General features: G+C 66.9%; 13 protein-coding genes. 3 read left to right on the forward strand and 10 right to left on the reverse strand.

Annotation, left to right across the window (positions count from 1 at the left end; translation table 11 throughout):
• Window positions 1-6: 6 nt before the first annotated feature.
• The 5 genes from G370_RS0104560 to G370_RS0104580 form a co-directional block, all read right to left on the reverse strand.
• Window positions 7-786: a CvpA family protein gene (locus tag G370_RS0104560; RefSeq protein ID WP_019659549.1), complete on the reverse strand. Its 780-nt coding sequence runs from the start codon at window positions 784-786 to the stop codon at window positions 7-9.
• A gap of 46 nt (window positions 787-832) precedes the next feature.
• On the reverse strand, window positions 833-1,876 hold the full coding sequence (locus G370_RS0104565; protein ID WP_019659550.1) for an SPOR domain-containing protein: 1,044 nt from the start codon (window positions 1,874-1,876) through the stop codon (window positions 833-835).
• 80 nt (window positions 1,877-1,956) lie between these two features.
• Window positions 1,957-3,228 carry a bifunctional tetrahydrofolate synthase/dihydrofolate synthase gene (folC, locus tag G370_RS0104570; RefSeq protein ID WP_019659551.1) on the reverse strand — a complete coding sequence of 424 codons (1,272 nt, stop codon included), beginning with the start codon at window positions 3,226-3,228 and terminating at the stop codon, window positions 1,957-1,959.
• A 35-nt stretch (window positions 3,229-3,263) separates the two neighbouring features.
• A complete protein-coding gene (locus G370_RS0104575; protein WP_005408242.1) occupies window positions 3,264-3,908 on the reverse strand; it encodes a histidine phosphatase family protein in 645 nt (214 codons plus the stop codon).
• Window positions 3,909-4,108: 200 nt separating this feature from the next.
• The gene (locus G370_RS0104580; protein ID WP_019659552.1) at window positions 4,109-6,271 is read right to left on the reverse strand and encodes a S46 family peptidase; all 2,163 of its coding nucleotides are present in this window, start codon (window positions 6,269-6,271) and stop codon (window positions 4,109-4,111) included.
• Window positions 6,272-6,783: 512 nt separating this feature from the next.
• On the opposite strand from G370_RS0104580, the gene tdh reads away from it, so the two are divergent.
• Window positions 6,784-7,806, forward strand: coding sequence for an L-threonine 3-dehydrogenase (tdh, locus tag G370_RS0104585; protein WP_026346966.1), 1,023 nt, complete (start codon window positions 6,784-6,786; stop codon window positions 7,804-7,806).
• A 119-nt stretch (window positions 7,807-7,925) separates the two neighbouring features.
• Here the strand turns inward: tdh and G370_RS0104590 are convergent, their stop codons facing one another.
• A complete protein-coding gene (locus G370_RS0104590; RefSeq protein ID WP_019659554.1) occupies window positions 7,926-8,621 on the reverse strand; it encodes a TorF family putative porin in 696 nt (231 codons plus the stop codon).
• 200 nt (window positions 8,622-8,821) lie between these two features.
• Here G370_RS0104590 and kbl point away from each other — a divergent pair, with 200 nt between their 5' ends.
• Entirely contained in the window at window positions 8,822-10,030 is a 1,209-nt protein-coding gene (gene kbl, locus G370_RS0104595; protein WP_019659555.1) for a glycine C-acetyltransferase, read from the forward strand.
• A gap of 118 nt (window positions 10,031-10,148) precedes the next feature.
• On the opposite strand, the gene G370_RS0104600 is transcribed toward kbl, so the two are convergent.
• The 4 genes from G370_RS0104600 to G370_RS0104615 form a co-directional block, all read right to left on the reverse strand.
• Entirely contained in the window at window positions 10,149-10,484 is a 336-nt protein-coding gene (locus G370_RS0104600; RefSeq protein ID WP_019659556.1) for a hypothetical protein, read from the reverse strand.
• Between the two features lie 84 nt (window positions 10,485-10,568).
• Entirely contained in the window at window positions 10,569-11,378 is an 810-nt protein-coding gene (locus tag G370_RS0104605) for a pseudouridine synthase (RefSeq protein WP_019659557.1), read from the reverse strand.
• A 20-nt stretch (window positions 11,379-11,398) separates the two neighbouring features.
• A complete protein-coding gene (locus tag G370_RS0104610) occupies window positions 11,399-11,905 on the reverse strand; it encodes a hypothetical protein (protein WP_014646073.1) in 507 nt (168 codons plus the stop codon).
• 220 nt (window positions 11,906-12,125) lie between these two features.
• The gene (locus tag G370_RS0104615) at window positions 12,126-13,217 is read right to left on the reverse strand and encodes an OmpA family protein (protein ID WP_019659558.1); all 1,092 of its coding nucleotides are present in this window, start codon (window positions 13,215-13,217) and stop codon (window positions 12,126-12,128) included.
• A gap of 358 nt (window positions 13,218-13,575) precedes the next feature.
• Between G370_RS0104615 and G370_RS0104625 the strand changes: the two genes are divergently transcribed.
• Complete coding sequence (locus G370_RS0104625) at window positions 13,576-14,595, forward strand: zinc-binding alcohol dehydrogenase family protein (protein ID WP_019659560.1); 1,020 nt, start codon at window positions 13,576-13,578, stop codon at window positions 14,593-14,595.
• The last annotated feature ends 54 nt before the right edge of the window (window positions 14,596-14,649 follow it).

The following is a 14,649-nucleotide window of genomic DNA, read 5'->3' on the forward strand; positions in this document are numbered from 1 at the left end:
GCCCAGTTACAAGGAAGGTGGCCGTACCTGGCCGCGGTGGTCGCCGCGCACGCGGTCGACGTTGGCCGGATCGCCCGGCTCGATACTGTCCGGCAGTGCAGGAGCATCCGGGCGCACTTCCGCCGGATCGTAGGAATCGCCCTGTTCCGCTTTCGCAGGCCGCAGCCATCCGCTGCCTGCCACTACCTGGTTGAGGATGCCATTATCGCCTGCCGCGCCCGGCTTTCCCAACCCGGCGCCTGCGTTCTTGCCCAACTCCATCAATGCAGATGGGGACAGCGCGTCGGTCGGCAAGGCCTTGGGCAGCAGATCGGCCCCGGGAACCTCCCAGTGCGGCAGCTTGCTGTTCATCCAGGCAACGGTGGGGTTCAGCAGTGGCCGCACCGCCGAGCGCTGCCAGGAGGGCTCGGCAGTCAACGGGGTGAAACTGCCCAGCAGCAGCAGGATCGCGGCGATCAGGCCGCCCCGCACGGCGCCCAGCACCCCGCCCAGCAGGCGGTCCAGGCTGGTCAGCATGCTGCGGTGGACCAGAGCCTTGATGACCATGCCGATCACCGCAACCACGATCATCACGCCGATGCCGACGCCCAGGTAGCCGCCGACGAAGTGTTCGCCACCGGGGGCCGCCGGGGCAGCCCACCAATGGGCGGCATCATTGCCGAAGGCGAAGGCCGCCCACGCGGCCAGCAGCCACGACAGGGTGCCAATGACGATGCCGACGAAGCCGCGCAGCATCCCCAGCAGGGTGGAGGCGGCGATCACGATCAGCAGCACCACGTCGATCATGGCGCCCCGCTCCTTCGGCGGCGCTGGCAACGCGGCTGCGCGTGGGTCATGGGTGCGGCCGGACCATGCCGGCGACGCCGACCTTGGCGGCGACCTGCGCCTTCAGCTGCTCGGCATCGCCACGGTTGGCCACCGGCCCGACGCGGACGCGATGCAGGGTGCCCTTGTCCGTACGCACCTGCTCGACGAAGGCGCTGAAACCGGCGGCACGGACCTTGTCGCGCAGGGCGTTGGCATCGTTGGCCTGGCCGAACGCGCCCAGCTGCACGGCAAAGCCGACGCCGCTGGCGGCCGGTGCTGCCGGCGTGGCCGGGGCCGTTGCCGGCTTGCTGGCGGTGGCCTCCGGCTTCGGCTCGGGCTTCGGGGTTTCGGGCTTCGGCGCCGGCTTCGGCGGCTCGGGCTTGGCCGCCGGAGTGGTCGTTGCAGTCGGCGTACTCGGCGGCAGACTTTCACTGCGCACCGGGTTGCTGCTGGCCGACGGCGCGGTGGCGGCGGATGGGGTACTGGCGCTCGGCGTAGCCGGTGTCGGGGTGGCTGCCACCGGGGCGCTGCTGTCCGCTGCGGCATCCAGGGTGATCACTTCGGCCTTCACATCGGCACGGATCTTCACCGCCTGCAGGCGGGCGGCCTCGGCCTGTGCACGGTCGGCATACGGCCCCACGCGCACGCGCCATGCCTGGCGGCCGTTGATGGTCGCCGTTTCGGCGAAGCCCGGCAGCTGCGAGCGCTGCAGGTAGGCGATCACCGCGTCGGCGTCGGCCTTGCTGCCGTAGGCACCGAAAGTAACCGCATAGTTGCCGGCGGCGACCGTCGGCGAGGTGTCCACGGTCGGCGGAGTGGCCGGCGTGGCGGCGTCCTGCAGCGGCTTGGCCTGCCCGGTCTGCAGGCCGGTGGCACCACCGGCCGGAGCCACCAGCGGTAGTTCACGGGTTTCGAACTGGCCATCGGCCGGCGCGTCCGGCGCGGCGATCGGCACCGAGGCCACACCGCTGTCCGGTGCAGGTCCCTTGACCAGCATCGGCAGGAAAATCACGGCCAGTGCGACCAGCACGATGGCACCAATCAGACGCTGTTTCAGAGGCGTATCCACGTGAGGCGGCAACTGTCCGGAGGTTGCGGTCGATTATACGGGTGCCGGACCGGACGGCGTCGGGATTGGCTGAACGTGGCTCAGGCGTTGCGCTGCAGCCACTGCAACGCGGCGGCGGCGGTATGGAAGGAGCCAAACACCAGTACGCGGTCACCGCGCTCGGCCCGATCCAGTACCTGCGCCAGCGCCTGCTCGACCGAAGCGGCCAGCTGCGCGCTGCCAGCATCGGTCTCGGCCAGGCGCGCCTGCAACCGGGCGGCACTCTGGCCGCGCGGACCGTCCAGGCCGGCAAGGGTCCACTCGCCAACCACGCCCTGCAATGCCTGCACCACACCCACCGCGTCCTTGTCCTGCAATGCGGCATACACCGCCAAGGTGCGCCCGGCCGACGCTTCGGCCTTCAGCGCGCGGGCCAGCTGGCCCGCCGCCTGCGGGTTGTGCCCGACGTCGACGCGGATCTGCACGCCATCTCGCTCGAACGCCTGCAGCCGACCCGGGATACGCGCCGCCGCGATACCAGCGGCCCACGCCGCGCGCGGCACCGGCTTGTCCAGCGCGCGCAGCGCAGCGATGGCGGCACCCGCATTGGCCAGCTGGATCGGCCCGGCCAGCGCCGGGGTTGGCAGTTCCATGCGCAGGCCAACGTCCCGCCAGCGCCAGCGCTGGGCATCGATCGGCTCGTAGAAATAGTCGCTGCCGCCGCGGATCGCGTTGGCACCCACCAGGTAGGCCCGTGCGAGCACGCTCGACGGCGGGTCGGTCTCACCCAGGATCACCGGCTTCCAGCCACGGATGATGCCGGCCTTCTCGGTGCCGATTGCTTCGCGGTCTTCGCCCAGCCATTCGGCATGGTCGATGTCCACAGTGGTGATCACGGCCACATCGGCGTCGACGATGTTGACCGCATCCAGGCGACCGCCCAGACCCACTTCCAGAACCGCCAGGTCCAGCCCGGCGTCGGCGAACAGCTGCAGCGCGGCCAGCGTGCCGTACTCGAAATAGGTCAGCGTGGTCTCGCCGCGTGCGGCCTCGACGGCGTTGAACGCAGCAACCAGCGCCGCATCGTCCACGTCCTGGCCGTCGATGCGCACGCGCTCGTTGTAGCGCAGCAGGTGCGGCGAGGTGTACGCGCCGACCTTCCAGCCGGCGGCACGTGCAATGGCTTCGATGAAGGCGACGGTCGAGCCCTTGCCGTTGGTGCCACCAACCACGATGGTGCGCTTGCCCGGCGCCCCCAGGCCCATCGCGGTGGCCACGGCGCGCACGCGCTCCAGGCCCATGTCGATGGTCGCCGGGTGCTGGCGTTCAATGTAGTCCAGCCAGTCGGCCAGGGTGGTCGGGGTGTTCGTCACGGCAGGGGTTCCAGCAGAAGCAGGTGGTTCGGGAATCAGAGGGCGCGGTGCTTGGCTTCGCCGAAGAACGGCGTGTGGTGGGCGCAGTCGTTCAGGCGCACCACTTCCAGGCTGTCCAGGTCGGCGCCTTCGAGCAGGTTGAGCGTGGTCGGTGCCTGGCGGAAGGTCCACAGCCGGGAAAGCGGCAGGCCCAGCACCTTGCACAGGATCACGCGGTTGACCGCATCGTGCGCAACCACCAGCAGGGTGTCGTGCTCGCCGAGGCCTTCGGTGGCGCGGGCCAGGCCACGCCAGCTGCGCTCCAGCACCAGGCGCAGCGATTCGCCGCCGGGCATCAACACCGTATCCGGCTCCTCGCGCCAGGCCTGCAGGCGCGACGGATCCTTCTCGTGGATCTCGCTGGCCAGCAACCCTTCCCATTCACCGTGGGCGATTTCCTGCAGCTCCGGCTCGGTCAGCAGCATGTCGGCGCGGGCGGCGCCAAGCGCCAGCTGCGCGGTCCGCTGCGCGCGCGACAGCGGCGAGGCGACGGCACGGGTGATGTCCACCGAGGCCAGGCGGGCACCCAGGGCCTGGGCCTGGGCTTCGCCGATCGGCGAAAGCGGGATGTCGATCTGGCCCTGGTAGCGGCCTTCGGCGTTCCACGGCGTTTCGCCGTGGCGGGCAAGCAGGATGCGCATGCGTGCAAGGGGTCCTGGGGGGAGGAGGTTTCCGCGTTTCGTTCACATCCTGTGAAGCACGCGGAACAGGGATGATACCTGTTCGGCGCACCGGGCCGGGCCGGGCATGAAAAAACCCCGCGACGTGGGTCGCGGGGTTTCGGAATTCCCGGCCATCGGGTCGTGTTTGCCGGCCAGCGGCCGGCACTACCGCAACCGGTTTATTTCGCCAGGTTCAGTTCCTTCAGCAGCTGCGGCGCCGGCGCCACTTCCTGCATGATCCACTGCATGTAGCGGCTGTCGACGGCGATCATGCGGGTCATCACCGGGTCGAACACCCAGTTGGAGCTGACCGATTCCCAGTTGCCATCGAAGGCCAGGCCGACCAGCTTGCCGTTGGCGTCCAGCACCGGCGAACCCGAGTTGCCGCCGGTGATGTCCAGGTTGGACAGGAAGTTCACCGGCACCGAACCGATGCGCTTGTCTTCCAGGCCGCCGTAACGCTTGGCCTTGACCGCATCGAGCAGCGCCTTCGGCGAATCGAACGGATCTTCACCGGTCTCCTTCGCCGCCACGCCTTCCAGGGTGGTGAACGGGGTGTACGTCACGCCGTCCTTGCCATAGCCCATGACGTTGCCGAAGGTGATGCGCAGCGACAGGTTGGCGTCCGGGTAGACAAACTCACCCTGGCTCTTCTTGTAGTCGGCCACGGCCTGCAGGTACAGCGGGCGCGCGGTCAGCGATTCGCCTTCGCGGATCTTCTTCTGCTCTTCCTGCTTCAGCAGTGCCGGCATGACAGCCACGGCGTACTGGATGGCCGGATCGCTGCTGGCTTCAAACGCGGCACGGTCGGCCTTGAACCACTTCAGGCGTGCATCCAGGCTGCCCAGCTCGGTGCCCGACAGCTTGGCCACCACCGACTTCACCGCAGCGGCATCGCTGCCGGCCAGCCACTTGTTCAGCACGTCATTGTCGCGCTGCGCGGCCGGCAGGGCCACGTACTGCTCCAGCCAGTAGGCCTGCAGCTGCTGGTCCATCTTCGCCACGTAGCGACGATCCATCTGCTTCAGGCCACCTTCGATGGTGGTCAGGTCGCGTTCCTGGTAACCGGCTTCGCGTTCGGCATCCGGCTTGCTGCGCTCGATCGACAGGCGGTACAGGGCGATCGCCGCGCCAACGGCCGAGGTGTTGTTGAACTGGCCGACGAACAGGTCGCGTTCGCGGGTGGCCTTGCTGGTATCCAGATGCTTGAGCAGCTGCGCGTGTGCGGCCAGGGCCGGCTTGCCGGCAGCGCCCTGCTTCTTCAGCCACGCCAGCACGGCGGCTTCTTCAGCCTGCTTCTGGCCAGCGGCGTCGATGCGCTTGAAGCCTTCCAGCTGGCCCAGGTAGTTCTTGGCCACGTTGTTCATGCTGGCGGCGGTGGCGGCGTACTTCACCTTGACGTCGGCGTCGGCCTTGCCGGCGTCGGCGATCAGCTTCAGCACCGCGTTGTAGTGCTTGGCGATGGTCGGGTAGGTGAAGCTGGCGGTTTCGTTGAACTCACCGGCCAGCGCGTAGCGGTTGGTGCGGCCCGGGTAGCCGGCCACCATCACGAAGTCGTCGGCGCCCAGCGGCTGGTCGGCGAACTTCAGGAAGTGCTTGGGCTGGTACGGCACGTTGTCGGCGGCGAAGGCGGCCGGCTTGCCGTCCTTGCCGACGTAGGCGCGGTAGAACGAGAAATCGCCGGTGTGGCGTGGCCACATCCAGTTGTCGACGTCGCCGCCGAACTTGCCGACGCTGCCCGGGGGCGCGTAGACCAGGCGCACATCCTTGATTTCCATGTTGCGGAACAGGCGGTAGGTGTTGCCGCCGGAGAAGCTGTACAGGCGGCAGCGGAAACCGGCATCGGCCTCACAGGCGGCAACCTGGGCCTTGTCGAAGGCGTCCAGCGCGCGGCTGCGGGCCAACGGGTCATTGCCGGCGGCGGCGATGGCGGCCTTGGCCTGGGCGGTGACGTCGGTGATCTGGTCGAGCACGAACACGCGGGCGTTCGGGCCGGCGCTCAGTTCGTCCTTCAGGGTCGGCGCGTTGAAGCCGTCCTTGATCAGGTTCTTCTGCGCGGTCGAATTCAGCTGGATGGCGCCATACGCGCAATGGTGGTTGGTGACCACCAGACCCTGCGGCGAGACGAAGCTGGCGGTGCAGCCGCCGAGGGCGACGACCGCGCCCATCGGGTCGCCGGTCAGGTTGGACAGCTGCTGCGGGGACAGCTTCAGGCCGGCCTTCTGCAGCGGGCCGGCGATTTCCGGCAGCTGCTGCGGCACCCACATGCCTTCAGCGGCATGGGCGACCTGGGCCAGCCCGAGGCTGGCGACGATGGAAAATGCAAGCAGGTTCGAGCGCATGGAGCGGCCCCTGGTAGTGGAACCCTCGATTGTAGCCCGCCGCCCTGCCCCGGCCCGAACCCCGGAAGTCATGCAATCAGGTGCCTCCACCGTTCAGCGTTTCCATTGCGATCGGTCAGAGGCGAGAGGCCAGGCCGATGCAGGACACGCCGTAAACCCCGCTCCGCGGCCCGGCCCAGCCGCTGGCGGCTGTGCGTTCTGGCGCTTGCGAAGCAGTGCTTCGCGAGCAAAGCGCCCTCACCCATGGGGGCTCGGTCGCGCCATCCATGGCGCTCACGGTCCTGCATCGGCCTGGCCTCTCGCCTCCCCACAGTCCCCTGGCCTCGGACGGTAGCGCCGAGCCATGCCCGGCGAGCGAAGCGGCGCTGCTGTTTGCAGCACGTTCGAAACGCCCGTCGGCGCATGCCTTTCGTTCCGCCAAAGCACCCGCAGCGCAACATGGGAATTCCGTCCGGCACCCTATAATCCGCGCTTTCCCCCTGATGAGTTCCACCCCGATGGCGCAGCAAACGATGAAGGCCCTGGTCAAGCGCGAAGCAGCCAAGGGCATCTGGCTGGAAGAAGTTCCGGTGCCGACCCCCGGCCCGAACGAGGTCCTGATCAAGCTGGAGAAGACCGCGATCTGCGGTACCGACCTGCACATCTACCTGTGGGACGAGTGGAGCCAGCGCACCATCAAGCCGGGCCTGACCATCGGCCACGAATTCGTCGGCCGCGTCGCCGCGCTGGGCTCGGCAGTGACCGGCTATGAGATCGGCCAGCGCGTCTCGGCCGAAGGCCACATCGTCTGCGGTCATTGCCGCAACTGCCGGGGCGGCCGCCCGCACCTGTGTCCGAACACCGTCGGCATCGGCGTCAACGTCAACGGCGCGTTCGCCGAATACATGGTGATGCCGGCCAGCAACCTGTGGCCGATCCCGGACCAGATTCCGTCGGAGCTGGCCGCGTTCTTCGATCCTTACGGCAACGCCGCGCACTGTGCGCTGGAATTCGATGTGATCGGGGAGGACGTGCTGATCACCGGTGCCGGCCCGATCGGCATCATCGCCGCCGGCATCTGCAAGCACATCGGCGCGCGTAACGTAGTGGTGACCGACGTCAACGACTTCCGCCTGAAGCTGGCCGCCGACATGGGCGCTACCCGCGTGGTCAACGTGGCCAACCAGTCGCTGAAGGACGTGATGAAGGAACTGCACATGGAAGGCTTCGACGTGGGCCTGGAAATGAGCGGCAACCCGCGCGCTTTCAATGACATGCTCGACTGCATGTACCACGGCGGCAAGATCGCCATGCTCGGCATCATGCCCAAGGGCGCCGGCTGCGACTGGGACAAGATCATCTTCAAGGGCCTGACCGTGCAGGGCATCTACGGCCGCAAGATGTACGAGACCTGGTACAAGATGACCCAGCTGGTGCTGTCCGGCTTCCCGCTCGGCAAGGTGATGACCCACCAGCTGCCGATTGACGATTTCCAGAAGGGCTTCGACCTGATGGAAGAAGGCAAGGCCGGCAAAGTGGTATTGAGCTGGAACTGATCCGCCCCACGGTAGCGCCGGGCCATGCCCGGCGTCACCGGAATGAAAAAGGCGCCCGATGGGCGCCTTTTTCCAATGCGTGCCAGGCAAGCTTGGCACCTACCGTAACGCCTGCGGCGTTACTTGCCGACGGCCACGCTCAGCATCACCCGGCTGTGGGCCAGCTTGCCGGAGTTGTCGCGGCCGTTGCCGTCGGTGCCGTAGTAGCCGAGGCCGACGTTGAACAGGCCGAACTGGCGTTCGACGCCGACGTTCCAGTCGGTATAGTCCTTGGCGATGCCGTCCTCGAAGGTGCTGCGGCCGACGTTGGCATTCAGGGTGAAGTCTTTCGGCAGGCCCCAGCTGCCGCCCAGGCCGAAGTACCAGCCATCGGTGCTGCTGTTCCAGACATCGTTGGTGTAGGCCACCGTCAGCTTGTAGGTCTCATCCAGCGTGGTGGTGGTGATCAGCTCGTTGTAGTTCAGCTCGCTGGCACCGAGGTAGGTGTAGCGGTTCAGCAGGGCGTCGAAATTGACGCGGGGCGTGACGTCAACGCCATAGCCGATCTGGTAGTCGACCTCGGTGCTCGGGTCGCCCGGACCGAAGTCGACGCCCGAACCCCAGACACCGGCATACAGGCCGACCGGCGAGGTGTAGGTGAACCCCGCCTGCAGGGTCGGCTTTTCGTCGGTCTGTGAGACACCACGGAACAGGTAATCGGAAACGGCGGTGACGTCCCAGCTGTACGGCGATTCGTCTTCCTGGGCACTGGCGGTGAACGGGGCGGCCATGGACAGGGCAGCGGCAATGGCGAGGCAGGCACGGGCGTGCTTCATGAGCGTCTCCGGTGGGGGCGGTGGCGTGGCGCGGAAGGCGGGGCGGCCGGAGCGGGACAGCGCCGGTTCACGAATTTTTAACCCGTTTGCTATTGCGATGCAACATGTGACCGCTGTGGTGACGCCGCAACTGCGCCGGTTGGCAAGCGGCGATGCCCGGTAGAATCAGCGGTTTCCCCGCTCAGAACCGTGCCCACGCCATGACCGACCCCTCCTCCGCCCTGACCCGCCACTACGCCGAGGAACTGGACGCCATCCGCGCCCAGGGCCTGTTCAAGTCCGAGCGGATCATCACCAGCCCGCAGTCGGCCGAGATCACCCTCGACGACGGCCGCACGGTGCTGAATTTCTGTGCCAACAACTATCTGGGCCTGGCCGACCACCCGGACCTGATCCAGGCCGCCAAGGACGCGCTGGACAGCCACGGCTTCGGCATGGCGTCGGTGCGCTTCATCTGCGGCACCCAGGACCTGCACAAGCAGCTGGAGAAGCAGATCGCCGATTTCTTCGGCAAGCAGGACACCATCCTTTACGCGGCCTGCTTCGATGCCAATGGCGGCCTGTTCGAGCCACTGCTTGGCGAGAATGACGCGATCATTTCCGACGCACTGAACCATGCGTCGATCATCGACGGCGTGCGCCTGTGCAAGGCCAAGCGTTTCCGCTACGCCAACTGCGACATGGCCGACCTGGAAGCCCAGCTGCAGGCCGCCGATGCCGCCGGCTGCAAGACCAAGCTGATCACCACCGACGGCGTGTTCTCGATGGACGGCTTCATCGCGCCGCTGGACGAGATCACTGCGCTGGCGAAGAAGTACAACGCGCTGGTGCACATCGACGAATGCCACGCCACCGGTTTCCTTGGCGCCACCGGCCGCGGTTCGGCCGAGGTCAAGGGCGTGCTGGAGAAGATCGACATCATCACCGGCACCCTGGGCAAGGCCATGGGTGGCGCACTTGGCGGCTTCACCTGCGCCAGCGCCGAAGTGATCGAACTGCTGCGCCAGCGCTCGCGCCCGTACCTGTTCTCCAACTCGCTGCCGCCGCACGTGGTGGCCGCAGGCATCAAGGCATTCGAAATGCTGGCCGCCGCCGACGACCTGCGCAGCACGCTGGCCGAGAACACCGCCTACTTCCGCGAAAAAATGACCGCGGCCGGTTTCGACGTGAAGCCGGGCGTACATCCGATCAGCCCGGTGATGCTGTACGACGCGCCGCTGGCACAGAAGTTCGCCGAGCGCCTGCTCGAAGAAGGCATCTACGCGATCGGTTTCTTCTTCCCGGTGGTACCCAAGGGCCAGGCGCGCATCCGCACCCAGATCAGCGCCGCGCACAGCCGCGAGCATCTGGACCGCGCGATCGATGCATTCACGCGCATCGGCGTCGAACTGGGCATGGTCAAGGGCTGACCGCACCGGGGTCGGATCCCCTGGGGTAGCGCCGGGCCATGCCCGGCGATTTCCCGAAAGCCGCGCCATGCGCTCGCCGGGCACGGCCCGGCGCTACCGAAATGACGCGCGACGCGCGTCACTTCTTTTTCTTCTTGCCCTTCGGCTCGTCCTTGCTGGCCACCACCACCGGCTTGGCGGCGGCATCCTGGCCATTGCCCTTGGCTACGCGGATACCGTTGGCCTTCATCCAGGCATCGAACTCATCGGCGGTCATCTTCTTGTCGCCGTTGCTCATCAGGAAGCGGTAACTGCCGCGACCATCCAGCTCCGGGGTCTTCACTTCCACCACCGGGGTCTCGGCCGGCGTTTCCGCCTTGGCCACCTTCTTGTGGCCACCACAGGCGCTCAGCAGCACCATCGGCAGAAGCAGGCCTGCGCAGCGCAGGGTTTGATTGAGGGTCAGGTGGTACATGGCAGGCTCCGTTCGGGATATTCGACAGCCAGGCGCCCCCTACGCCTGGAACGGCGGCCGGCAAACGCCGGCCACGGGCGATGATCAGCCCGGTGCAGCGGCCCCCAGCCGCTGCTGGTCGCTGACCTGCAGGACCCGCCACTGGCCCTTGCCGAGATCGCCGAGCTGCAGCCCGCCGATCGCGACCCGGACCAGGCGCAGCACCTGCAGGTCGAAGGCCGCCAACAGGCGGCGGATATGGCGATTGCGGCCCTCGTCGAGGACCACCTCCAGCCATGCGGTCTTGTCGCCACTGCGCAGTACGCGCACGGCACGGGCGGCGAGGAACTCGCCTTCGTCCTCCACGCCGGCCCGCAGTGCCGCCAGCGTGGCGTCATCGGGCAGGCCATCAACCTGCACGTGGTAGGTCTTGTCCGGCCCGGTCTGCGGGTCGGTCAGGCGCGCCGCCCACTGCGGATCGTTGCTGAACAGCAACAGCCCTTCACTGGCCTTGTCCAGGCGCCCGACCGGCGCGATCCACGGCAGCCCCGCGCCATCGAAACAGCGGTAGACGGTGTCGCGGCCGCGCTCGTCCTGCGCGGTGGTCACTACCCCGCGCGGTTTGTTGAGCATCAGGTACAGGCGCTGTGGCGCGCCCATGGGCTGGCCATCGACCTCGATCGGCGGCACCGGCTGGCCAATCGGAAATTCCGGGTCGCGCACGATCCGGCCGGACACGCGTACGCGGCCTTCGGCAATCCAGCGCGCGGCCTCGCTGCGCGAGCACACGCCGGCCTTGGACAGTACACGCGCCAGGCCATGGCGGACACCGGCGGAAGCGGCAGCGGAAGTCGCACGCCCACGCGGTGCGTGGGAGCGGGCAGCGGGGGCAGCAGGTGGGCGGCGCGTGCGCAAGCCTCTGCTCCCCGCGGTGCTTATTTCTTGTCGACCGGCTTGGTCTCAGCCGGTGCTTCAGCCGCCGCCGGCGTGGCGGCCGGGGCCGGACGCGCCTTGACCACGCGCACACCGCGCGCCTTCATCCAGGCGTCGAACTCTTCGGCGGTCATGCGCTTGCCGTTCTGGCTCATGTCGAAGCGCCAGGGCGTGTTGTCGAATTCGGTCTGCGGCTTGTAGGCCGCCGGATCGTTCGGCTTCACCGCCGGTGCGCTAGGGATGGCCTTGGCGATGTTCTGGCAGCCGTCGATGCGCAGGCGCTGCAGCACCTGGTCCAGCGACTGCGACGGATCGTAGTTGCTGCTCAGCACACCGGCCGGCATGCCCAGCTGGTTGCCACGGATGTACAGCTCGTCGGCAACCGGCGCGATGGTCGTGGCCGGCAACGGCAGCGGCGAGGCGCTGGTGTTGACCGAGCAATCGACCGCAGCGTGGGCGGCGGGAACCAGGGCCAGCGCCAGGAAGGCGGCCGATGCAGAGCGCAGCATGAGGGGCATCCAGGAAAGGAAGGGACGCGGCGAGTTTAGCAATGCCGCGACAGCTTTCAAGCGCCACTTTCAATGAATACGGCAACTCATTGGTTTTAAGGATAAAAACCCGACGAACGGTTACTTGCAGACCACCAGATGCCTGGATTGAGTGCCGCAGAAACAACAAGACCCGGCCGAAGCCGGGTCCTGCTGTGTCCTACTGGCAGAGCGTCAGAACTTAGTTCTGGACGTTCAGCTCGGTACGACGGTTCTTGGCGCGACCTTCCGGGTTGTCCGAACCATCCGGGTTGGTGTTCGGAGCAATCGGACGGCTCTCGCCGTAGCCGATCGGGCCGACCAGGCGACCGGCGTCAACGCCGTTCTTGGTCAGGTAGTTGTACACGGCGGTGGCGCGACGCTCCGACAGCTTCTGGTTGTAAGCGTCGGTACCCTTCGAGTCGGTGTGACCGGCAACTTCAACGCGCAGATCCGGGTAACGCTTCAGGATCTCGGTGGCTTCGCTCAGGATCGCCACGGCGTCCGGACGCAGGTTCGACTTGTCGAAGTCGAAGTTGACGCCCTTCAGGTCGATGGAGACCGGCACCGGGCAACCGTCCGGACCGATGGTCTGACCCGGCTGCGAGTTCGGGCACTTGTCGTCGCAGTTGTTGACGCCGTCACCGTCGTCGTCCAGATCGGCGCAGCTCGGGGCAACCGGAGCCGGAGCCGGAGCAGCCGCGACCGGAGCCGGGCCCAGCGGGATCACGACGCCGACCGAAGCCAGCACGTCACCGAACCAGTCTTCGTTCGGAGCGGCAACGCTCTGGTCGTCGAAGTCAGCGCGGTAAGCCACTTCGGCGCGGACAGCAACGCGCTTTTCGAAGGTGGTCTGCAGGCCGACGCCCAGCTTGGCGGCAACGTTGCCGTCCTTACGCTGGCGCGGACCGTTGGCATTCAGCGCCGGGTACTCTTCTTCCGACTTCTGGTAGCCCAGGCCACCGACGATGTACGGGTTCCAGCCGCGGCCTTCCTTGATGAAGTGGCGACGCAGGTCCAGCGAGACGCCGTACTGCGACCAGTTCAGGTCCTTGTTCGAATCGAAGTTCGGGTTCTGATAGTTCAGCTCACCGTCCAGCGACCAGTTCGGGCTGATGAACTTGCCCAGGCCCAGGGTCACGAACGGAGCATCATTGGTCAGACGGTCGCTGTCCTGGAAGTTGAAGCCGGCCGAACCGGTCAGGTACCAGCGGTCATCGAACTCCTGCGCCGAAGCTGCCTGGGCGAAAGCCAGGCCGCCCAGCAGCGCGGCAGTAAGGATCTTCTTGTTCATTGAGTACAGCTCCTATTTCGGGGGTATGAAACCGGTAGAGGCATGGGCCAGCACAAGTGCGTCGATGTACGACAGCCGATTCAGCACGCCACCGCCGCGAACATTATGCTCAGGCGGGTGAAGGCCATGTTAACAGTCCCGTAACATGTGAAGTGTTGCGCCCGACCGTCCATCGGTCCGACGTTGAAACCCTATACAGGATGATGAAAATCCGCAAGACCCTCACGCTGCAAGGGTTTGACGGGGTTTAGGCGTTGGAAACGACACATTGCGCAGCGCGCTGCGATGAGCAGTTCAGCGTCTCTGCGAAAAGGTGAGGAACCTTATGATGGAAACCACGAACCCAGCCGGAGCCGTGATGAAAGCCGTCGCCCTGAGTCGTGAGTCCGCCCCCGCGCTGTGCGATATCCGCCTTCCTCCGCCGCTGCCTCCACGGGGGCGCGACCTGCTGGTGCGGGTCGAGGCGATTTCGGTCAACCCGGTCGACGGCAAGCAGCGTGCCAGCACGGATCCAGCCACGCTCCAGGCACCTCGCATCCTTGGCTGGGACGCGGCCGGCGTAGTGGAGGCGATCGGCGACGAGGCCAGCCTGTTCGCGTCCGGTGATGAGGTCTATTACGCCGGTGATGTCACCCGCCCGGGGTGCAACGCGCAGTACCAATGGGTGGACGAACGTCTGGTCGCGCGCAAACCCACCACGCTGGATTTCGCCGAGGCCGCGGCACTGCCGCTGACCACGCTCACTGCCTGGGAACTGCTGTTCGAGCGCATGCCCCTGCGGCTGGATGATTGCCGCCACGCCGGCCAGAACCTGCTGGTGATCGGCGGTGCGGGCGGCGTCGGCTCGATGGCGATCCAGCTGGCCCGCCATGCGGGTTTCGAGGTGATCGCCACTGCGTCGCGCGAAGCCTCGGCCGACTGGTGCCGGCAGATGGGTGCCCGGCACGTGATTGATCACCGGCAGCCGCTCCAGGCCCAGCTGCATGCGCTCGGCATCGACGCGGTGCAGGTCGCACTCAACCTGGCCGACACCGACCAGTACTGGGATGAGCTGGGCCAGCTGCTGGCGCCGCAGGGACATGTCGGGCTGATTGTCGAGCCACGTGGCCCGCTGCGCATCGGCGATCCCTACAAGGCCAAGTGCATCGGCATCCACTGGGAATTCATGTTCGCGCGCTCGCGCTTTGCCACCGCCGACCGCATCGAACAGCACCGCATCCTCAGCCGCGCCGCCAGCATGATCGATGCTGGCCAGCTGCGCGGCACGCTCAGTGAGTCACTGGGCACGATCAATGCGGCAAATCTGGACATTGCGCATCAGCGCCTGGCCAGCGGACGCACGGTGGGCAAGCTGGCACTGGTGGGCTGGGACGACTGAAGCGTCATGTAGAGCCGAGCCCATGCTCGGCTGGTGGTGCCAGGCAAAGCAGCC

The organism is Stenotrophomonas hibiscicola ATCC 19867, assembly GCF_000382065.1.
GTDB classification, from domain to species: Bacteria; Pseudomonadota; Gammaproteobacteria; order Xanthomonadales; family Xanthomonadaceae; genus Stenotrophomonas; species Stenotrophomonas hibiscicola.

What these genes read in the sequence shown, in the direction of transcription:
- G370_RS0104560 (WP_019659549.1), bottom strand. Translation starts at nt 786, where the DNA reads ATGATCGACGTGGTGCTGCTGATCGTGATCGCCGCCTCCACCCTGCTG.
- G370_RS0104575 (WP_005408242.1), bottom strand. Translation starts at nt 3,908, where the DNA reads ATGCGCATCCTGCTTGCCCGCCACGGCGAAACGCCGTGGAACGCCGAA.
- G370_RS0104580 (WP_019659552.1), bottom strand. Translation starts at nt 6,271, where the DNA reads ATGCGCTCGAACCTGCTTGCATTTTCCATCGTCGCCAGCCTCGGGCTG.
- tdh (WP_026346966.1), top strand. Translation starts at nt 6,784, where the DNA reads ATGAAGGCCCTGGTCAAGCGCGAAGCAGCCAAGGGCATCTGGCTGGAA.
- G370_RS0104590 (WP_019659554.1), bottom strand. Translation starts at nt 8,621, where the DNA reads ATGAAGCACGCCCGTGCCTGCCTCGCCATTGCCGCTGCCCTGTCCATG.
- kbl (WP_019659555.1), top strand. Translation starts at nt 8,822, where the DNA reads ATGACCGACCCCTCCTCCGCCCTGACCCGCCACTACGCCGAGGAACTG.
- G370_RS0104600 (WP_019659556.1), bottom strand. Translation starts at nt 10,484, where the DNA reads ATGTACCACCTGACCCTCAATCAAACCCTGCGCTGCGCAGGCCTGCTT.
- G370_RS0104610 (WP_014646073.1), bottom strand. Translation starts at nt 11,905, where the DNA reads ATGCTGCGCTCTGCATCGGCCGCCTTCCTGGCGCTGGCCCTGGTTCCC.
- G370_RS0104615 (WP_019659558.1), bottom strand. Translation starts at nt 13,217, where the DNA reads ATGAACAAGAAGATCCTTACTGCCGCGCTGCTGGGCGGCCTGGCTTTC.
- G370_RS0104625 (WP_019659560.1), top strand. Translation starts at nt 13,576, where the DNA reads ATGAAAGCCGTCGCCCTGAGTCGTGAGTCCGCCCCCGCGCTGTGCGAT.